Genomic DNA, 18,093 nt, shown 5'->3' on the forward strand with positions numbered 1-18,093 from the left:
TGGGTCTCAGCCCTGACGACGTCGGCGGGCACCCAGCACCAAGGCGCTACCCACCAGCACCACCGCTGCAGCCACCATCGCGATGGTTCCTGCGGATGTACCAGTGTTACCAAGCTGCCCTGCGACCGGCACCTGCTGGGCGCCTGCGATCGTTGGGGTGTTGGCGGAGGGCGAAGCAACCGCGACCGTGGCGGCCGGGGCACTCACCGGCACCACAACTGCCGTGGAGGGCGGAGTTGGCCGCGTCGGCAGTGACACCGGGGCAAGATCGTTGCCACTCGGCGGATTGTTGCTGCTGGGAGCGTTGTTGTTGCTGCTGGGAGCATTGTTGTTGCTGCTCGGTGACGAAGTGACCTTGAAGCTGACGTCTTTGGTCAGCGGGTCACCGTCGGGGTCGACGCCGCTGGCGACGACCAGGTGCTCACCAGCACCGAGATCGGTGGGAACGGTGGATCCTGCCTGAAAGCCGCCGCTGCCGTCGGCGATCGCTCCGCCCAGCACAATCGGGGTGGAGCAGACGTAGATCTGGATTTCGGAACCAGGCTTAAACCCGTCACCGCCGACGACGAACTCGCTACCGGGAGTCAGCGACCCGGAAACCAAAGTGAGACCACCAACCGACGGCAAGCACTCAAGCGTCTCCGATCCCTGTCCACCGGTGCCGGGGACCAAGGTGGTGGCGGTTCCTCCCGTGCCGCCGCCGTCGTAGCCCTGGGCGCCGGCGGACGAAGCAAAGGCCACGCCGCCCAGTGCCAGTGCGGCTGCTGCGGCCCAGCGGGCCATCGTGTGATTGGTACGGCGCTTCGAATGGTGGAGCATTATTTCCCCTGTTTCAGGCTTGCGGCCCATCAAGACCGTCCAACGGGTTACACCGTAGAGCATGAACCACCAACGGCTCAAGCTCAACCTGCACGAATTTCGCGGTCGGAGCGAAAACTGCGCCACGAGAGTAGGGCGACCACCAACAAGACCAACTGGTTGATCGCAGTAAAGACCGACGGCGGAAACCATACCCAACCATGCTCCTGCGGGATCACCAGACGGCCACCTGGCCCTGGCGGAGTACCGGAAACCCCGGCCCGCCAGCCATTTCCTGAGTCATCGACCACAGCACGGTCGACCACATCGCCTGGAGCCGCCCCGGTTCGGAGCCAGAGGCCCCACCACAGCCGTTTCGCCTGGTACGGGTCACTCCCCCCGGTCACCCTGTAGAGCGAGACGGACGGGTCCACGACCACCGGTTCCAGGCCACCCTGTTGGGCCAACCCCGGGAAGAGGTCACCCTGAGCCACTGCGGGCACGACCAGCCATCGCACCCCGGCGGTCCGAAGGGCAGGAACCAGTCCGGCTCCACGCCTCGTTCGGTAGGCGTCCAATGCAGGGCCGATCGTGTCCATACGAGGATCGGACTCCCTCGACGGCCCCTTGTCGGCATCGCTCGAGATCACCGTGTCGACCCCCAGGTAGTCCGGCCACGGGTTGTAGCTCCGCCTCACGTCGCCCACCTTGTAAAAGGCGTAGCTCCACTGGGGCGCCGTCGCCACCGTGCCGGGTTGCGCTCGAACCGCGGCACGCACCTTGGTCCATGCCGCCGGGAGTTCAACACCGCGGAGTTGCCCATCCATGCCCCAGATCTGCGGGGCCGCCAACGCCAACGCCAACGCCAACGCCGCCACTTGGGCCAGCGGCTCGAGCACCACCAGGCGACGTCCCAGCCACTGCGCCCCCCAGGCCACCCCCGGCACCAAAACGAGCCATGCCACCAGGAAAAGTCGATGAGGCTCGCGCGCCAGGTTGAAAGGTTGCACGTCGGAGATGTCACTCCAGACCCGAGCCGTGACATCAAACAAGCCCGAGAGGGGCACCAACAACCCGATGGCCATGGCGGCCAGGCCACTCCAGCCAAGGGCCAGCGCTCGCAGTGCATCCCGTGGGGCCTGCTCCCCGTCGCTCTCGGCCCCTCCCTGTGCGCTTCCGGAGCACCGGGCGGCGAACAGACCCAGGCCCGCCAGCAAGCCCACCACCACGCCGAGGACGGCCCCCCATGCGCCTGGCAGCGGGACTGCGCCGGCCTCCGTCTGGAAGTACCCCTCCCCGATCAGCAACCTGGCCGGAGCCGACCAGCCCGACAGCGCGAGACGAAACCCAGCTCCACCCGGCTGGTCGAAACCGACCGCCCGCGCAACCGTCACCCCCGGAACCAGCCACAAGAACTGTGCAGCGACCACGGCTCCGATGCCGCGCATCCGTTCCAAGACCGGGAGACGAGACCGATCCGCCAGCACCAGCACCGGGATCAGCGCCAACACAATGGTGCCGGCCAGATAGCCGCCCACTGCCAGGAGCAGCGACCACAGAAAGGCGCGAGCCGGCGATCGGGCTGACGAGATCAGAGCCGGTAGCGCCCATGGGATGATCGCTGCCGCCCACAACACCCCCAGGTGCCCCACCGCCAGCCGTCCCATGAGGTACGGCCCAAACGCATAGAGCAACCCTGCACCGAGCGCCGGGACCGCACCCACCGAGGTCAGCCGACGGGCCATCCCCGCCGTGGCCGCCGCCAGCAGCACGATGACCATGAATTTCATCACCCAGGCCGACCCACCCCAGGGGGATGCCAACGCGGCGAGGGCGGTGAACGGCCCCCGCCGAGGGATGTCCGGTCCGACGCCCAACAGCACGGTGGGCAAGGGAAGGTGCGGTAGCACCGATTGGTCGAGGTTGATCCACGCTCGGCCGTTGAGCCCCGGCCCGATGACCGCCAGGGCGCCCACCGTCCCCGCAGCCCAGGGCACCAGACGATCGATGGATTGCACACGCACGGGTCGGGACCGTACTCACATCTCGGCAGTTGGCTAGGTTGGCGCCCCGGTGACCCCCCCAGCGAAGGTGACGAACCGAGCCCCCTCCGCCAGCACGCTCAGCGTGCTACGACGCTTTTTTGCCGAGCGTGGCGACCCGGAACCGTTCTACGACGACCTTGCCCGGCGGGCACTCGACAGGTTTCCGGTGCCCGTCGAGGGCCGACGTATCGCCGACGTGGCCTGTGGCACCGGGCAATTCACCGCCGCCCTGACCGAACGCGGCGCGCGTTGCGTGGCGATCGATCTGGACCGCGCCGACATTGCAGGCGCCCGCGCCCGGGGCCTTGACGCTGTCTGGACCGACGCCCGTTGGCTGCCGCTGGCGGACGCCTCGATGGATGGGGTGGTGTGCTCCAATCTGCTGGAACATACCCCCGACCCCGGTTCGGCCCTGGCCGAGATCGCGCGTGTGCTGGCACCTGGCGGCTGGGCCTGGGTGAGCTGGACCCTGTGGTGGTCACCGTGGGGAGGCCATGCCATCGCACCGTTCCACCTTTTGGGCCCCCGGATCGGAGCGCGGGTTCGGCATCGCCTGCTCGGTCCGCCCACCGGCAAGAACCTTCCGTTCGAACGCCTCTGGCCCACTCATGCAGGGTCGATCCTGCGAATCGTCGACGAGCTCGATCAGCTGCAGCTCGACGACTGCTACCCCCGCTACTGGCCCTCGCAACGATGGTTGATGCGAGTGCCGGTGCTGCGCGAGGTTGCCGGCTGGAATGCAGTGCTGGTGTTGCGCCGCACGGCCGACGAGTGATGCTCCGAGCGATCAACAAACCCGACAGCCCGCTCCGCCGGGCGGCCGCCGCGATGCCGCTGTTGGCGTGGGTGGCACTCGGCACGTTCGTGCTGGCCCTGGCGGCTGCCGCTGCCAGCTCAACCGGCCGGTACGTCGCCGATGCCCGCTTCGAGATCTACTGGGGCACGGGGCGTTACCTGCGCAGCCAGCTGTCGTTGTGGGACGGCGTCCGCAATCTGGGCCGCCCCAACCCGTACTTCAGCCCGGTGGTCGGCGTGTTCGTCGGGGCGCTCCGCTTGATCGGCCTCTCGCCCGCGTGGGCCGAACGGGTGCTGCACGCTGCCATGATCTCGCTGGGGGCCACCGGGGCGGCGGCGGTGATGGCCCAGCGTCGGCCAAAGGACCGCACGGCCGTCGTGCTCACCGCGTTGGTGTTCGGCTTCAACCCCATCGTCGCCGAGTTCCTGGTGCCCTCAGGCATCTTCTTCCACTACGCACTCGCACCTTGGCTGGTCTGGTGCGTGCAGGGTGCCGTGGCCGCTCCGGGCCGCACGGCACCATGGAAATGGCCGGCCCGCACCGCGTTGGTGATCTTCGCCATGGGCGCCATCAACTCGGCCAGCCTGCTCTACGCATTCGGTCCCGCCGTGGTCGTGGCGGCGGGCCTGGTGTTGGTCGAGGCTCGCGGCCGACCGGATCGCCATGCCCGACTTCGGTCGCTTTGGGGGTACGCGTGGCGGGCCGCCGTGCTCGGTCTGGCCAGCGCCGCCGCCGCCCTCGTCGTGTTGGCGGTGAACGGTCCGGTGGTGCAGGCCAACCTGAGCGTCACCGAACTGCCCCAGACGGTGAGCGCACACAGCAGCTGGGCAGAATCGCTGCGGGGCCTGGGCTATTGGCTGACGTACTTCGGTGGCGGAGGCACCACCCGCCCCCACCCGTCACCGTTCGTCATCAACCAGTTCGCAGCCGCGCTGAGCCTGCTCCTCCCACTCGTGGCGCTGATCACGCTGGTGCGGACCAAGTGGCGCCCCGCCCGCACCTTCGGTTGGTTGTTGGTCCTCGCCATGGTGGCCATGGTTGGGCTGTACCCGGTCGACGGTGACTACCCGGTCGGCAAGGCGATGTCGTGGCTGTTCGACAACGTCGCCACCACCCGGTCGCTGCGCAACGGCTACAAGGCCGGCGCAGGTTGGGCGTTGGCCATTGCCGTGTTGGTGGGCATCGGCGTTTCCGATGCCGGCTCATCGTGGCTGAGGCGACGCGCCGGACGCCCCGGCGCCGCGCGGCGCTCCGACAACGCGCGCTTCAACGCCCGCCACCTCCTGAGCGCTGGTGCCGCCGCAATCGTTTTGGTGGCCGCCGTGCCCTTCTGGAGCGCCAACCTGTATCCAGAGGCCGAGACCACCGCCGGAGTTCCCCAGTATTGGAAGACCGCCGCCGCCTACCTGAACGACCTGCCGAACGACGGTCGGGTGCTGATCCTCCCCGGGGCCAACCGCACGCGGTACCGCTGGGGCTATATCGGGGATGACCTCTTCGATGCGTTGCTGTCCCAACCCCACGTCTCCCGTTCAACGCTTCCCCAGGGCACCCCTCAGGCCGCCGACCTGCTCGATGCCCTCGATCGCTACGTCACCGGACCCACCTTCGAACCAGGGGTGATTGGGCCGATCCTTGCCCGAATGGGCATCAAGTGGGTGGTCTTGCGCAACGATCTCAACTGGGAGGTGATGGGTGCACCCCGCCCCATCAGCTTCAACGGCCTGCGCGGAGACCCCGACCTGAAGCGCATCGCCACCTTCGGGGCGCCCGGCGTCTTCGTCGCCGCCCCCGACAGAAGCCCCGATGCCGAACCCTCCGAGGAGGAACAACAGGGACTGAGCCCGGTCGAGGTGTTCGAAGTGGCCGATTCGCCGGGAATGGCCCGGGTGGACCCACGTCCGCCATTGCTGGTGGCCGGATCGGGTCCTGCCTGGCCCGGCATGGCCACCGCCGGCTACCTGGACGCTGACGGCCCGGTCCGATATTTGCCGACCATGTCATCGGCCACAACCGAGCGACTGTTGGACCAAGGCTCGTCCCTGGTGATCACCGACAGCAACCGTCGCCGAGTGCAGCGAGGAACCGCGGAACAGAACTTTCTCTCCCCCGTGCTGCCCGAGGGCGAGGACGGCGACGATCGCCCGGCGCGACCGCTCTTTGATGGACCCGGCCGTCAAACGGTGGCCGACTATGGCGACGCCTCCTCGATCACCGCCACCGCCTACGGCGCCCCCAACCAGACCTTTCCGCCGTCGAACCGCCCATCGAACGCCACCGATGAAAACCCTCGGACCGCCTGGGCACTCTCCGGGCTTCGAGACCCCCGGGGGGAATCCCTCACCATCAACCTGCGGCGCCCGACCGTGGTGGATCGCGCCTCGATCAGCCAGCTTCGCAACCCGGCCGACACCCCCTCGATCGCACGCATGACCGTGACCGACGATCAGGGGCGCTCGGTGGCCTACAACCTGGGTACCGGCACCACCAGCATCAACCTGCCACCACGAGAGGTTCGCTCGTTGAACTTCAGGATCGACGCTGTCAACACCCAGAGTGCCGTTGGGGTCGGTCTCACCGAGGTGGCGCTGTTCGATTCCAACTCGATGCGGCTGGACCTGGCCGAACGCCTGGTGATGCCAACGGTTCCCGACCTCGACGGCGCCGGAGACGCTGCCAGGTACCTCATGGAGCGCTCAATGATGGGCGCACCGCTGGTCGAGGAGCCCAGCCTGCGTCGACGCTTTGAAACGGTGGGTGCCGCCCGCAACTACCGCGCCCGTGTTTGGGCCGGCGCCGGCGTTGACACCCCGGACGTGGTGTTGGACAACCTCGACAACCATGAGGTGGGCGCGTACGGCTCGTCACGGTTCCAGGACCGGCTGCGAGCAAGCGGTTCCGGCGCCGTCGACGCCGTCGGTGACGACCTCGGCCAGTCCTGGGAGGCATCGCCCGTAAGCGGCGAGACACTGACCCTCAGGCTCCCAGAGACCTCGGTGACCAGCCTCTCGATGATCACCCCTGGAGCGGACGACCTGAGGTCGTCCAAGATCGACACCCTGACGGTGTCGGGTTTCCTGAACGATGACGCGGTGTACACCAACGTGGAGGTCACACCCGAAAAGCGCTGTGCCCCCGAGCTGTCCGAACGCGCCGACCGCTGTCTGGCTCGGACCGAGATCGAGCTTCCCCCGGCGTCGGTGGACCGGGTGGTGATCCGCGTCGGAGCCGTCTCCCCGGTCGCCGACGCGTCGGGGCCGCTCCCCATCAGCATCACCGAGCTCGGCGTCAACGGTCGCATCGGATTCGACAAGACGGCCCAGCGCCGCAGCCCCGAGGACTGCATCAACGTGCTCACGGTGGATGACACCAAAGTGGGAGTTCGGCTGACGGCCACGAAGGCCCAACTCCTTGCCGGAACCACCGAACTGGAGGTGTGCGACAAGGTCGGGCTTCGGCCCGGAAACCACGAGCTGCAGACCACCTTGGGAGGCGACGGGCTGATCAATCGAGTCTCATTGGTGCCTCAGGACCTGAAGGAGCCAACCCCGCCCGCCGACTCCCCCGACGGCGGTAAGGATCCACTCGGCACCGCCACACTGACCAATCTGAATCGCACCTCCCTCAGCGCCGATCTGAAGGTCACGGGGCCCACCCAGGTGATCATCGGCGAGGCAGCAGGCGCGGGCTGGTCGGCCAGCTTCGATGGCGAGAGCGCGAAGCGGTCGGTGGCCCTCGACACGATGGCCGGATGGCCCATCGATCAACCGGCCGACATGATGGTTGCGGTCTATACCCCTCAGCGCACGTACACGATCGCGCTCGGCATCAGCCTGCTGTCGGTCACGCTGGCAACAATCCTTGCGTTTCGAGGCGACCGTCGCCGCACACGACGTCAATCCCAGGTCCAAGCGTGACACCGGCGAAGGAGCTTCGACCGGTGGCGACCGCACTGCGGGTGCTGGCGGCAACCGGCGGAGGTTGGCTGATCGGCGGTCAACTCGGGGCCCTCTTCGGCTTCCTCGGTGCCGTCGTGGCCTCGCTGTCGCCCAGCCTGGCCGGCGCCTACGTCGTGGCCGCCGCGGTGCTCACCGGGGCGGCCACGCTGTTCGAGGCTCGGTTTGGTGGGCTGTTTGCGTCGGCGCGGTTCGTACGCGAACGCCCGTTGGCGGGTGACATCGGCCGACTCACCGGCGTGTTGCTGCTGGCATGGCTGATCGCCGCTCGGCCGCGCGAACGGACGAGCATTGACGGCGAAGACGCAAGTGCAGACGACGACGAGAACGACGGCGCGGCAACGGCCGGCCGAATCGGCGACGATTCCGGTCCCGAGAATACCGGTCCCGAGGATGCCGGTGCCTTGGCCACCGCACGGACCGGCATCCGACGTCTGAGGGGGCGCACCGACGACACCTCAGGTCAAGGGCATCTCGTTTCCGGTTCGGCCTGGGTGATGATGGGTTTTTTGGCCCAGGCGGTCACGGGTGTGGGCTTCTGGGTGTTGGCCGCCCGGGTGTACAGCCAGGTCGACGTTGGGGTGGCGTCGGGCCTGTTCACCTCGCTTCAATTCATCAACTACGCCACCGCGTTGGGGCTGCAGGAGTTGCTGAGCCGCTACCGACCCGAAACCCGGGGCGACCCGCTGCTGGGGTGGTCCACCCTGGCCACCATGGCCAGTTCCTTGGCCGGCACCGCCATCTACCTCGGGCTGGTGGGCCGGGGTGGCGGCAACTCGGCGCTGTCGGCGCTGACCGGCGCCGGAGCGCCCGCAATTCTCGGGTTCGTGGGTGTGGCGGCGGCCAACGCGATCGCAGCCCTCGCAGACGCACGAATGATGTGGGCCAGAAAGTGGAGTTGGGTGTTTTGGCGCCTGGCCCTTGCGGGTGCGGTCCGTCTTCCGTTGGTGCTGCTTCCGGCCGCCGCCACCGCCGAGACCACGGACGGCTCGGTGGGCGTCTGGCTGTTCTTCGTGATGGCGGCACCCATCGCACTCTCCGGCTTGGTCTCGCTGTACCTGTTGCGCCGCGCAGGCAACCCGCCCCTGTCCTTGGACCGACCCGAGACCGGATGGAACGGCCCTCTTCGATACGCCGGGGTCAACTACCTGTCTCACCTGGCGATCCTGGCTCCACAGTTCATCCTGCCCGTGATCGTCTTCGTCAACGTTCGGGCCGTCACGTACGCCAACTTCTTTTTGGCGTGGTCCATCGCGGCGGTGGCATTCATCCTGCCAGTGACCATCGGACGGGTTTTTCTGGTCGAGGGAAGCCGCACGACCGCCGCTGCGGGTGCCACCCGACAGGCCGCCGTGTTGGCGGTCGGCTCCATGCTCGTGGCCACGGTGGGGGCAGGCGCGTTGGCCCTGCTGCTGCCGGCCATCTATGGGGCCGACTACACCGAGGCGGGCCGGATCCTTCCGTGGCTCGTGGCCGGGGGGATCCCCTGGTCGGTCACCTCGATAGCGCTGGCGAGGGCCAGGGTGCACGCCGACTCGCTATCGATCGTGGTCATGACCGCCTTTGCAGCGGTGTCCGTGCTGGGCCTGGCCATGTGGCTGGTTCCGCAACGAGACCTGGACGGTGCCATCGCCGCGTGGGGTTTGGGCAATGCCGTAGCCTCGGCCGTCGCCGTCGTGTTGGTATCGATCCGCAACGATGACGGCAACGCCGCTCCGGTCTCCTATGTGGCCGCCAACCCCGAGCCCCGTTGAGTGTCAGACCGGCTGGAGTACCCGTAACGGCGGCCCACGGGACCGGCGAGCAACCTGGTCCAGGTCCGCATCGACCTCGGCGCGTTGCGCTCCCATTCGTCATCGTTACGCAAGGTGACCGGCCCGGTGGCGAAGCGGTTTGGGTTGCCCCAGGCGGCGTGTCCGGGTGCGCTTCGCTTTCGGTCGGCCGCTTGCCGGCCGAGGGCCACCTCAGGGTCGATGACCAGCCCGGCGAACCGACCGATACGCCTCAGGGTGTCATCAGGGCTTGCCACCAGGTCCTCGTAGCGCACGCGCAGATACCGGTCTCCGCCACCCCACAGCGCGTCAGCGGCCAAGTTGGACACGTCGTAGTAGATCGAGGCGGAGATCGGGCCTCGACGCTCCATCTCGTGCCCGACGCCAAATCCCAGTTCCGTGCGGCGCCTTGCCCAGGAATACGCAGTGGCCTGTGGATTCCTCACCAGGTGCAGGAACCGGACGTCAAGCTCGGCCCGGGCGGCAAGGATCGACGAATAGTGGGGTTCCTTCGACGAGTCGACGATCAGTTCCGCACCGGTGTGTTCAAGAAGGTTGCGATACAACGACGCCAGCCGTGACGGATACGGACCCAGCCGGCTGGTCAGCGCCTGCTTCGCTCCCGGCAGGCCCATCACCGGCAGGTACCGGCTGTCGAATCGGCGTCGAAGCGCAAACATCTCGTCGGCGACCTCAGCCATCGCGTCCGGGTTGCCGAAGTCCTCAGGAAACGTCGCCAGCAACACCGGGCCCCACACCCGGCAGTCCACGTGGCGCGCTCCGCAGGCGCACCGACCACCGGAACGGAGCGCAAACCACAGCCAGGTGAGCTCCCCGGCAGCGAACACCCCGGGCACGTTGCCCAACATGCGGTCGAGCACCGTGGACCCGGTGCGGCCCGTCCCACCCACATACAGGATGGGTACGGCGGCTGTCATTGCCCGCCGGCAGGCTCCACCGCGCCCGGCGTGGGGGCTCCCGACTGGCTCGTCGCAGGGCCGGCCGGGCCGTCAGCGGCCGGCTCCGACGGGGCGGGGCCACCCGATGTGGTGTCCGGCTGGTCACTTTCCTTGGCCCCACCGTCGCTGACGGTCGTCGAAGTGGCAGCGCCAAGGCCACCCAACGCGCCGATCTTTTCGGTGCTTAGTGGGACCGCAACCACGTTGTCGATCGAGGTGCTCGTGCCTTTGGCACCACCCCGCACCAGCAATCCAACCCGGGTTCCATCCGTCAGTTCGGGAACGACCTGACGCCCAGACTCGGCCCCGTTGACGTAGACGATCACGTTCTTCCCCTCGGTTCGCACGCCAAGGGTGACCTCACCTTCGGGCAGCGCCGAACCGATTTGGGAGGGTTGGGCCTGGGTCCCGTCCACGGTGACCCCCAACTGCACGGTTCCCGTCACCGGGGCGAAGGTGACTCCGATGAAGTTGTTGGGCCCCTGAAAGCGGGTCACGAGGCCGGTGCCGGCCTTGGGATCAAAAAACGTCGCCTGAACAAACTGGTCACCCACGCCGGTGTCGAGCACCGCCAACGCGCTGCCCCCTCCACCCGCAGGACCCGGCAAGGGTTTGGCCTCAACCCGCCCATCACTCACCGACCACTCGCCGCCAACAATCTGCCAGGGCCGACCGGTTTCGGTGGTCTCCAACGGTGAGCCGTCCGCCCGATTGAACGAGTCAAAGCTCATGCCGCGAAGGCGTCCCGCCACCTCCGGTTCGGGAGCCTGCAACATCGACCGGGTCAACAACACCGCCACCACGGCGGTGATGGCAATCAGCGCTACAGCACCACCGATCAGCTGAAAGAGCCGGGAACGGTCCGGCGCCTGCAGGTCCGGCTCACCACCCAGCTCATCGGGCTCATCGGGCTCATCTTGCCCGCCGGCCAAACCGGATGATCCTTCGGTCTCCTCCGCCGCGACCATCAGTATGGCCACTCTCCGGACGGGTTGCCGATCAACCGGGTGAGCGCACCCAACTTCAGCGTGATCAGCACCTTCACCAGTTGGCACCAGGCAAAGTACGGCAACTGCCCAACCTGCCGTCCCAGGTTGGTGATTCGTCGCAGCGGTCCCAGGCGTTCACGCCGGTACTCGGCCATCGACTCGGATCGGCCCACGTAGCGAAATTCACCCGAGGTAAACAACACCGCCGCCTGGGCCAAGGTGACCCCAAGCGCGTTGAAGCTGTCGTGGATCAACATGGTGCCGCCGGGCACGACCCGCGCCCCCCAGGCCACGATGTCGTCGCGTGCGGGAGCAAACCGGTGGGCGCCGTCGATGTAGAGCAGGTCGATCGGGCCCTCCACCTCGTCGAGCGCCGCATCGGAGAACTCCCGAACGTGACGCACGCGCTCCGCAACGCCCGCCGCCGCCAGATTGGAGTTGAAGATCTGGTGGTCGGACTCGGCCTCGTTGGCGAATCCCTCGATCTCGTTTGGGCCGCGGTCATTTCCCGCATGCGGATCAATGGCCACCACCTCGGCGCCCTTCGGGGCACCGGAGGCCAGCACGATCGTGGAGCGGCCCTGAAAGGAACCGATCTCCACGATTCGCTGGCCCGGGTCCAACACCCGGGATGAGCGCCACAGCAGTCGGGCCTGACCCGGGGTCATCCATCCCTTCACTCCGGCGACGGCGTCGGTCACCTCAACGAAGCGGCCAGGCGGCGAGGCATCGGGCCGTTGGACTCCGGGGGTTGATTCGATCGCTGGGTCCTGCGCAGATGCAGAGGCCATGTGGGGTTCCTCGTTGACGGTGGGAGCGTGTACAACCGACGGGCTGATCGGGCTCGGCAATCTTAGGTCGCGTCGGCCTCGGCGCCGCGCTTGGAGGCTGCGCTTTTGGCCGCCGACCGTCGAGCTTCGCTACGACGGCGACGACGGCTGGGGCTGAGATCCATCGCCGGACGCTCAACGCCCCAGTACGTGATCGTGGCCACCACCACCGAAGCGACAAACACGAACAGCAGCTGCCACCAGCGACCCTTCGGCACCTGGCCCTCGAGACCCATTCGGAAAAACAGCTTCACGAAACCCGGATGCCACAGATAGAGGCCGTAGGAGATTGCGCCAAGCGACGCAAACACCCAGGAACGCATCACCCAGCGGATGGCACCCTTGGACTGATCACCCAAGGTCAGCGGGAGCAGCAACAGCCCGGCACCGGCGCCATGCGCCACATGCCTGGCCAAGGATTGCCCCATGGTCGGGAAGTAGATGAAGTAGTAGCGCAGCTGAACAGCGGCCCAAATCACCCCGACCGCCGAACCCCAACAAAACCAGGGCCGATCGGACATCCACCGGATCCAACCGGGAAGCGCAAGGCCCCGGACCTGTGCTGCGGCCAGCGCCGAAAAGAACATTCCTACGGCAAACCAGTCCAGCATCGATGGCATCCACACCAGCGATGGATGGGTGGTGTCGCGGATCGTCATGATCAACACCTTGATGGCGATCGAGAACACCACTTGCGCGCCCAAGGCCAGGTAAATACCGACCATGCGGTCCTGAACCGACGTTCCGAACGCTCGGCTCACACGCCGATAGGCCATCGCCAACAGAGGCAAAATCAGGTAGAAGGCCAGCTCAACCCCCAACGTCCAGGCAGCAAAGATGGCCCAGAACTCGCCTCCAAACACGTAAATCTGCCCAAACCCGAACAGTGCCACCCAACCGACAGCGTTGGTCGGCAGGTCAACGTCTGGAAAGACGGTGATGTAAAAGAACAGCGCCACCCAGTACAGCGGCACCAGCCGCAGCAGGCGGCCGGTGGCATAGTCGCGCAGGTTGGGAAACGGCGTGCCATCCAGAATCCCCTCCACGAATGGACGGAACAGCAGAAATCCCGACAGCGCGAAGAACGTGCCGACGGACATGTGTCCGATGTGTTGCACCAGTTGATCGCTCGCGCCCAGCGAGGTACGAAACACCCCCAACGTGTGCGTGCACATCACCAGGAACGCAGACAGAAACCGCAGGCCGTTCAGACACGGGTAGTACGTGCGGCTGACCTTGGGCACCTGCCGGCGACCATCGCCCGACTGAGGGGCGACGGCGGCGCGGTCCAGCGTGGAGGTCATCCCCCCTGACCCCCGGCCCCTTCACCGTTTGGCGGGGTGGATGCGGGAGCACCGCCACCATCGGCTGCCGGACCGGGGATGCTGACCTGCGTGGTCGCCCCGCCCGATGTCGCCGGCGTACCGCCCGATGTCGGCGGCGTACCGCCGGTGGGTGCGGGGACCGGCGCTGTTGTCACCCCGCCGGCCGGTGGCGTCGCCACGGTTGGGGTTGTCGCTGCGCCGGCCGGCGCCTCGGGGTTGACCGATTCCGGTTGCAGCTGGCGAACGGTCGGCTCGGCAAACAGCGCGAAGTCATCAAACTGTGCACCTCTCGCCTTGCGGTCCACTCCGACCAGGCCTGCTGATTGGTTTGCATCGGCGAACGTGTCATCACGAACCCGCGTGGAGATTGAGCCATCCACCCAGATGCTGAACCCGTCATCCTCGAAACGAACCGTCACGAGCGTGGCCCCAAACACGTTCAACGAGTTCTTCTGTGTGTGGCCCACCTCCTCCACCTTGCCGTTGACCACCCGCAGAATGCGCAGCCACTGCCTGCTGTCCACCGGGTCTGCGACGACCGCCCAGTAGTCGTCCACCGAAGCGATTCTAAAGGCCACCCCAGCGTTCGTCATCGGTCTGCTCAGCCGGGCCTGCACCGCCGAGATCGGCGAGGCCCATCCCATGGCCACCAGTGCCGGGGAGTCCTTGTCGACATCGATGATCGCCCCCTGCCCGCCGTTGATGCCCCAGATGCCGCCGTAGACCGACCATCGCGTCGAGTCGTAAAATGGATTGATCGAGCTCTTGGAGTCGACGATGACGCCCAGTTCGTCGCTGAAAATACCCCGGTCGAAGCTGTCCATGCGCACCGGGATCTCCATGCCATCGATCACCTCCGGAGGCACGACGTAGGTGTTGATCAGCACCGCCGCCGCTCCAAGCACCATCGCCACACCCACCACGATCAGGAACTGGCGATTGACGAAGGGCAGACGGTCCGACGCCAGCAGGTCTCGTACCCGCTGTCCTCGCGTCCGGTCATCTGTCGCGTCATCGGTCGCGTCATCGGTCGCGTCGCCGGGCACATCGTCCGGGGCGTCGCCGGGCACATCGTCCGGGGCGTCAGCACCGTCGACGGGTGGGGGGTTCAACTCGTTCTGTTCGTCGATACTCATCGCTGCCGTCGCGTCGTTGGATTGGCCGAGATGCTACGCCCCCGGTCGGCGTTGGAAAGAACGGCGGCAGCGAGAACGGCCTCGTAGTCCGCAACTGACCGTTCCCAGGTGAACGTGGCCGCCCGTGCCCGTGCCGATTTGCTCAACCGTGCCCGTTCGGCCGGTTGAGCGGCCAACGATGCCAGCGCCCCACGGAGCGCGTCAGGGTCACGTCGGGGCACCACCCGCCCGGTGTCCCCCACCACGTCACCCAACCCCGGCAGGTCGGAACACACCGGGATCAGACCGGCAGACATGCCTTCGAGAAGCACCATGCCAAAGGCCTCCAGTTCGTTGATCGATGGCAACACGATGACGTCGTGGCTGCGGTAGGCGGCCAACAATTCGTCGTGGTCGACGCGCCCGACAAAGCGGGCGTTGGTCAGGCCCCTGCGTCGCGCCAACTCGCGGTACTGCTGCTCATCCAGTCCGCCACCCACCAGGGTGGCCTCCACCCCGGGGAGCCCGTCGAGAGCCTCCAGCAGCACCGGGACTCCCTTGTAGGGCCGCATCTGACCCACGAACAGCACTCGCAACGGGCCGTTTGACCGCGCGGTCACATCCTCCGGTGTGTCCGCGCCCGCCGGTGCCACGGCATCGACCCCCCACGGAATGACGTGAGCTCCCGGTACCCCCGCCGCCGCAAGCAGGTCCCGATAGGACGGCGACGTGACCACGACCTCGTCCGCCACGCGGGCCAGGCGCTCCTGTGCGGTGTTCACGCCCAGTTGGGCCCGATACATCGCGCCGCGACCACGTCCGGCGGCCTCCACCATCACTTGAAAATGATGGGTGTACACCACCGCCGGTCGGCGCCGCGCCAACGCGGTTCGCGCCAGAAACAACTCCGAGCAGAACGGCGATGGCCCGTGCAGGCCCACCACGTCGTAGCCCTCGGTGAAGCGGGCAAAGCGGGCGAAGCGTCGAGCAATAAAGTGCATTCGGTACTCGCCGTAGGTCAACCCTCGATCGGCCAGGGCCGAAACCGCGTCCACTCGATGACCTCGCTCGATCAAGCCGCGACGAAGCCGATCAACCGACCGTGACACGCCGGAGGTCACCGGGGGAAGTTGCGATGCCACCAACAGCACCGACATTGGCTTGGATTCGGTCATGGCGCAGCCGGGTCGAGGATCTCCAGGCCGTCGGTGCGTGGCTGCGCCGGCTCAGGGCCCCATCCAACCCTGGTGCTCCACCACAGGCGCACCAGGTGCTTCACCATGTTCCAACCTTCCACCAGGGTGCTCTTGGTCTGACCATCGGTGCGGGTCTCGAAGCGATAGGGCACGTCCACCAACACCTCCCATTTCCCCCGAACCAGGATCTCCACCAGCATTTTGTAGCCCTCAGGCGCCAGGGTGGCGTTGGCCAGCACCTCGGGGCGAATGGCAAAAAGCCCACCCCCAGGGTCCGAGGAACGCCGAGTCTCCCGAAACATGAACTGCACCAGCCACCGCGAGCCCACCGATGCCCAGTGCCGCCAGCGGTACTCAAGGCCTTCCGCAGAGCCTCCCGCCGCATAGCGGCTACCCACCGTCACCTGCGCAGGGCCGTCCAACAGCGGCGCCACCATCGACTCGGCGACCTCGGGCGGATGCTGCAGATCTCCATCCATCACGATCACGGCACGACCTCTCGCTTGGGCCATGCCCAGTGTCAGCGCACCGGCGAGGCCTCCGTCGCGCCGCCCCACAGGCCGGTGGATCATGCGCACCGGCTCGCCCGCCGCGGCCGCCCGACGAACCACCTGCGGCGTCTCATCGTCGGAGTCGTCGACGAACAACACCTCGTAGCTGCGTCCGGTCTCGCCGAAGTGGGTCGACAACCGGCCCAACAACCGCTCGACGTTGTCGCCCTCGTTGCGCGTCGGCACCAGCACGGTCACCGCGACTCCCCGCAGACGTTCCGCCGCGGCCATGGCGTTGGTCTGCCCCTCGGCCGCATCGTTACTCACGCGAGGTTGTCGACGAAGGTCTCGAGCTGGCGAAGGTTGCGGCACTCGAAGGCACCATCGGTGTACACCGCGTAATCGGACACGATCGAATCGCCGGTGTCCCAGTAGCTCTTTGGTTCGGGGTTCAGCCAGTAGGTGTGGCGGGCCCGGTGCGCTATCTCCTTCACCACCCAACTCTGGCTGGCGTGGTAGTTGTTGCGAGCGTCGCCCAGGATGATCACAGTGCTCTTCGGGCTGATCTCGCGCCCGGCCTTCTCCCAGAAGGCCTCGAATGCATGGCCGTAGTCGCTGTGACCGTCCACCCACACCACGTCGGCCTCCGTGTTCACCCGGTGGATCGCCTCCATGATGTCGTCGGTGCCCTCAAACATGTGGGTCACCTCGTCGATGCCATCGATGAACACGAAGCTTCGCACCCGACTGAACTGGCCCGAAAGCGCATACACGAGGTGCAGCGTGAACCGGGCGAAGGCAGCCACCGAGCCGGAGATGTCGGCGATGACAAAGATCTCGGGCTTGTGGGGCCTCGGGGGTCGAAACTGTGGGTCGGCGGGCACCCCGCCTGTGCTGAGGGAGTGGCGAACCGTCGAACGAAAATCCAACGGACCCCTGCGGCCGCGACGACGCTTGCGGGCCAGACGCACCGCCAACTTGCGGGTGAGCGGCTGGATCGCCTGACGAAGCACCTTCAGCTCGTCGCGACTGGCATGCATGAAATCGATGTCTTCTGGAAGCGGCTTGCGCAGGGTGCGCGACATGGCCTCCACACCGCGGTCCGCCACCAGGCCACGACGGATCTCGGCCTCGATCTCAGACTTGAGCTGGTTGATGCGGTGTTCGTACTCGTCGGCCTCGAGCCGCGCATCAAGGGAGTTTTGGTCCTCCGGGGCCGCGTCCTTGGCCGCCTCCAGCAACTTTGCCAGCACTCCATCGAGGTCGAGCTGTCGCAGCGTTCGATAGAGGTAGTAGGTGCCGCCGACCGGCCGGCCCGGCTCCATGCCGGCGTAGCGACGCACCGCTTGGCGGGCCACCGCCCGCATTTGTGCATCGTTGCCCTTCAACAGCGACTGGTACAACGCCTCGGCCAGTTCCTCCGAGGTCATCGCCTCGCCGCCCGCACCACCCGCGCCGGTTGCGCCCTCACCGGGCGGCAGGTCCATCTGGTCCTCGAGCTCGGCCAGCGCGGCCGCAGCATCCTCGTCCAGCACGTGGGCCGACCCGCGGTGGCTGAAATACACCTCAAAGACGGTCTCGAACACACGCCAATGGCTGTGGTTTTTCACCAGGGTGGCGGCCAGCGCGTACTTGAATGCGTCCCTGTCCTCCAGCGGGATGTGCCCAACCGCCTCCATGGCGTCCAGGTTCTCGGTCAGGCTCACCGGCAGACCGGCCTCCCTGAGCGCGAGAATGAAGCCCCCCAGCAGCTCCAGGAAGGGCTCGCCGGTCACTGCGAGGGTTGCGAGGGTGCCACCGCCGGCGGTCTCAGGGAGCACC

At 67.0% G+C, this 18,093-nt stretch carries 13 protein-coding genes; 3 read left to right on the forward strand and 10 right to left on the reverse strand.

Translation table 11 applies throughout. The features are described 5' to 3' along the window. Positions 1–6: 6 nt before the first annotated feature. The gene (locus MPARV_RS0110650) at positions 7–819 is read right to left on the reverse strand and encodes an LPXTG cell wall anchor domain-containing protein (protein ID WP_020378228.1); all 813 of its coding nucleotides are present in this window, start codon (positions 817–819) and stop codon (positions 7–9) included. An 83-nt stretch (positions 820–902) separates the two neighbouring features. Then, positions 903–2,822, reverse strand: a complete 1,920-nt coding sequence (locus MPARV_RS21230; protein ID WP_157789557.1) for a hypothetical protein — start codon at positions 2,820–2,822, stop codon at positions 903–905. A gap of 49 nt (positions 2,823–2,871) precedes the next feature. On the opposite strand from MPARV_RS21230, the gene MPARV_RS0110660 reads away from it, so the two are divergent. Genes MPARV_RS0110660 through MPARV_RS21235 form a run of 3 tightly spaced genes read left to right on the forward strand, consistent with a single transcriptional unit; the run spans position 2,872 to position 9,349 of the window. Beyond that, positions 2,872–3,618 (forward strand): class I SAM-dependent methyltransferase, encoded by a 747-nt coding sequence (locus MPARV_RS0110660; protein WP_020378230.1) that lies wholly within the window; start codon positions 2,872–2,874, stop codon positions 3,616–3,618. Further along, positions 3,618–7,556 (forward strand): alpha-(1->3)-arabinofuranosyltransferase domain-containing protein, encoded by a 3,939-nt coding sequence (locus MPARV_RS0110665; protein WP_012222973.1) that lies wholly within the window; start codon positions 3,618–3,620, stop codon positions 7,554–7,556. The genes MPARV_RS0110660 and MPARV_RS0110665 overlap by 1 nt, the downstream gene beginning before the upstream one ends. Before the next feature lie 23 nt (positions 7,557–7,579). Continuing rightward, positions 7,580–9,349, forward strand: a complete 1,770-nt coding sequence (locus MPARV_RS21235; protein ID WP_157789558.1) for a lipopolysaccharide biosynthesis protein — start codon at positions 7,580–7,582, stop codon at positions 9,347–9,349. Here the strand turns inward: MPARV_RS21235 and MPARV_RS0110675 are convergent. The 8 genes from MPARV_RS0110675 to MPARV_RS0110710 form a co-directional block, all read right to left on the reverse strand. Then, positions 9,319–10,305: a sulfotransferase family protein gene (locus tag MPARV_RS0110675; protein ID WP_020378232.1), complete on the reverse strand. Its 987-nt coding sequence runs from the start codon at positions 10,303–10,305 to the stop codon at positions 9,319–9,321. The genes MPARV_RS21235 and MPARV_RS0110675 overlap by 31 nt on opposite strands. Further along, positions 10,302–11,258 (reverse strand): hypothetical protein, encoded by a 957-nt coding sequence (locus MPARV_RS0110680; RefSeq protein WP_157789559.1) that lies wholly within the window; start codon positions 11,256–11,258, stop codon positions 10,302–10,304. Before MPARV_RS0110680 ends, MPARV_RS0110675 begins: the two co-directional genes overlap by 4 nt. Positions 11,259–11,293: 35 nt before the next feature. After that, positions 11,294–12,106 (reverse strand): class I SAM-dependent methyltransferase, encoded by an 813-nt coding sequence (locus MPARV_RS0110685; RefSeq protein WP_020378234.1) that lies wholly within the window; start codon positions 12,104–12,106, stop codon positions 11,294–11,296. A 62-nt stretch (positions 12,107–12,168) separates the two neighbouring features. Beyond that, positions 12,169–13,449 carry an acyltransferase family protein gene (locus MPARV_RS0110690; protein ID WP_012222954.1) on the reverse strand — a complete coding sequence of 427 codons (1,281 nt, stop codon included), beginning with the start codon at positions 13,447–13,449 and terminating at the stop codon, positions 12,169–12,171. Continuing rightward, positions 13,446–14,606, reverse strand: a complete 1,161-nt coding sequence (locus tag MPARV_RS0110695) for a hypothetical protein (protein ID WP_020378235.1) — start codon at positions 14,604–14,606, stop codon at positions 13,446–13,448. Before MPARV_RS0110695 ends, MPARV_RS0110690 begins: the two co-directional genes overlap by 4 nt. Continuing rightward, positions 14,603–15,760 (reverse strand): glycosyltransferase family 4 protein, encoded by a 1,158-nt coding sequence (locus MPARV_RS22710; RefSeq protein ID WP_020378236.1) that lies wholly within the window; start codon positions 15,758–15,760, stop codon positions 14,603–14,605. Before MPARV_RS22710 ends, MPARV_RS0110695 begins: the two co-directional genes overlap by 4 nt. Beyond that, on the reverse strand, positions 15,757–16,599 hold the full coding sequence (locus MPARV_RS0110705) for a glycosyltransferase (protein ID WP_012222949.1): 843 nt from the start codon (positions 16,597–16,599) through the stop codon (positions 15,757–15,759). Before MPARV_RS0110705 ends, MPARV_RS22710 begins: the two co-directional genes overlap by 4 nt. Continuing rightward, entirely contained in the window at positions 16,596–18,092 is a 1,497-nt protein-coding gene (locus MPARV_RS0110710; RefSeq protein WP_020378237.1) for a vWA domain-containing protein, read from the reverse strand. Before MPARV_RS0110710 ends, MPARV_RS0110705 begins: the two co-directional genes overlap by 4 nt. Position 18,093: the final 1 nt, after the last annotated feature.

The organism is Candidatus Microthrix parvicella Bio17-1, assembly GCF_000299415.1.
Lineage (GTDB): Bacteria > Actinomycetota > Acidimicrobiia > Acidimicrobiales > Microtrichaceae > Microthrix > Microthrix parvicella.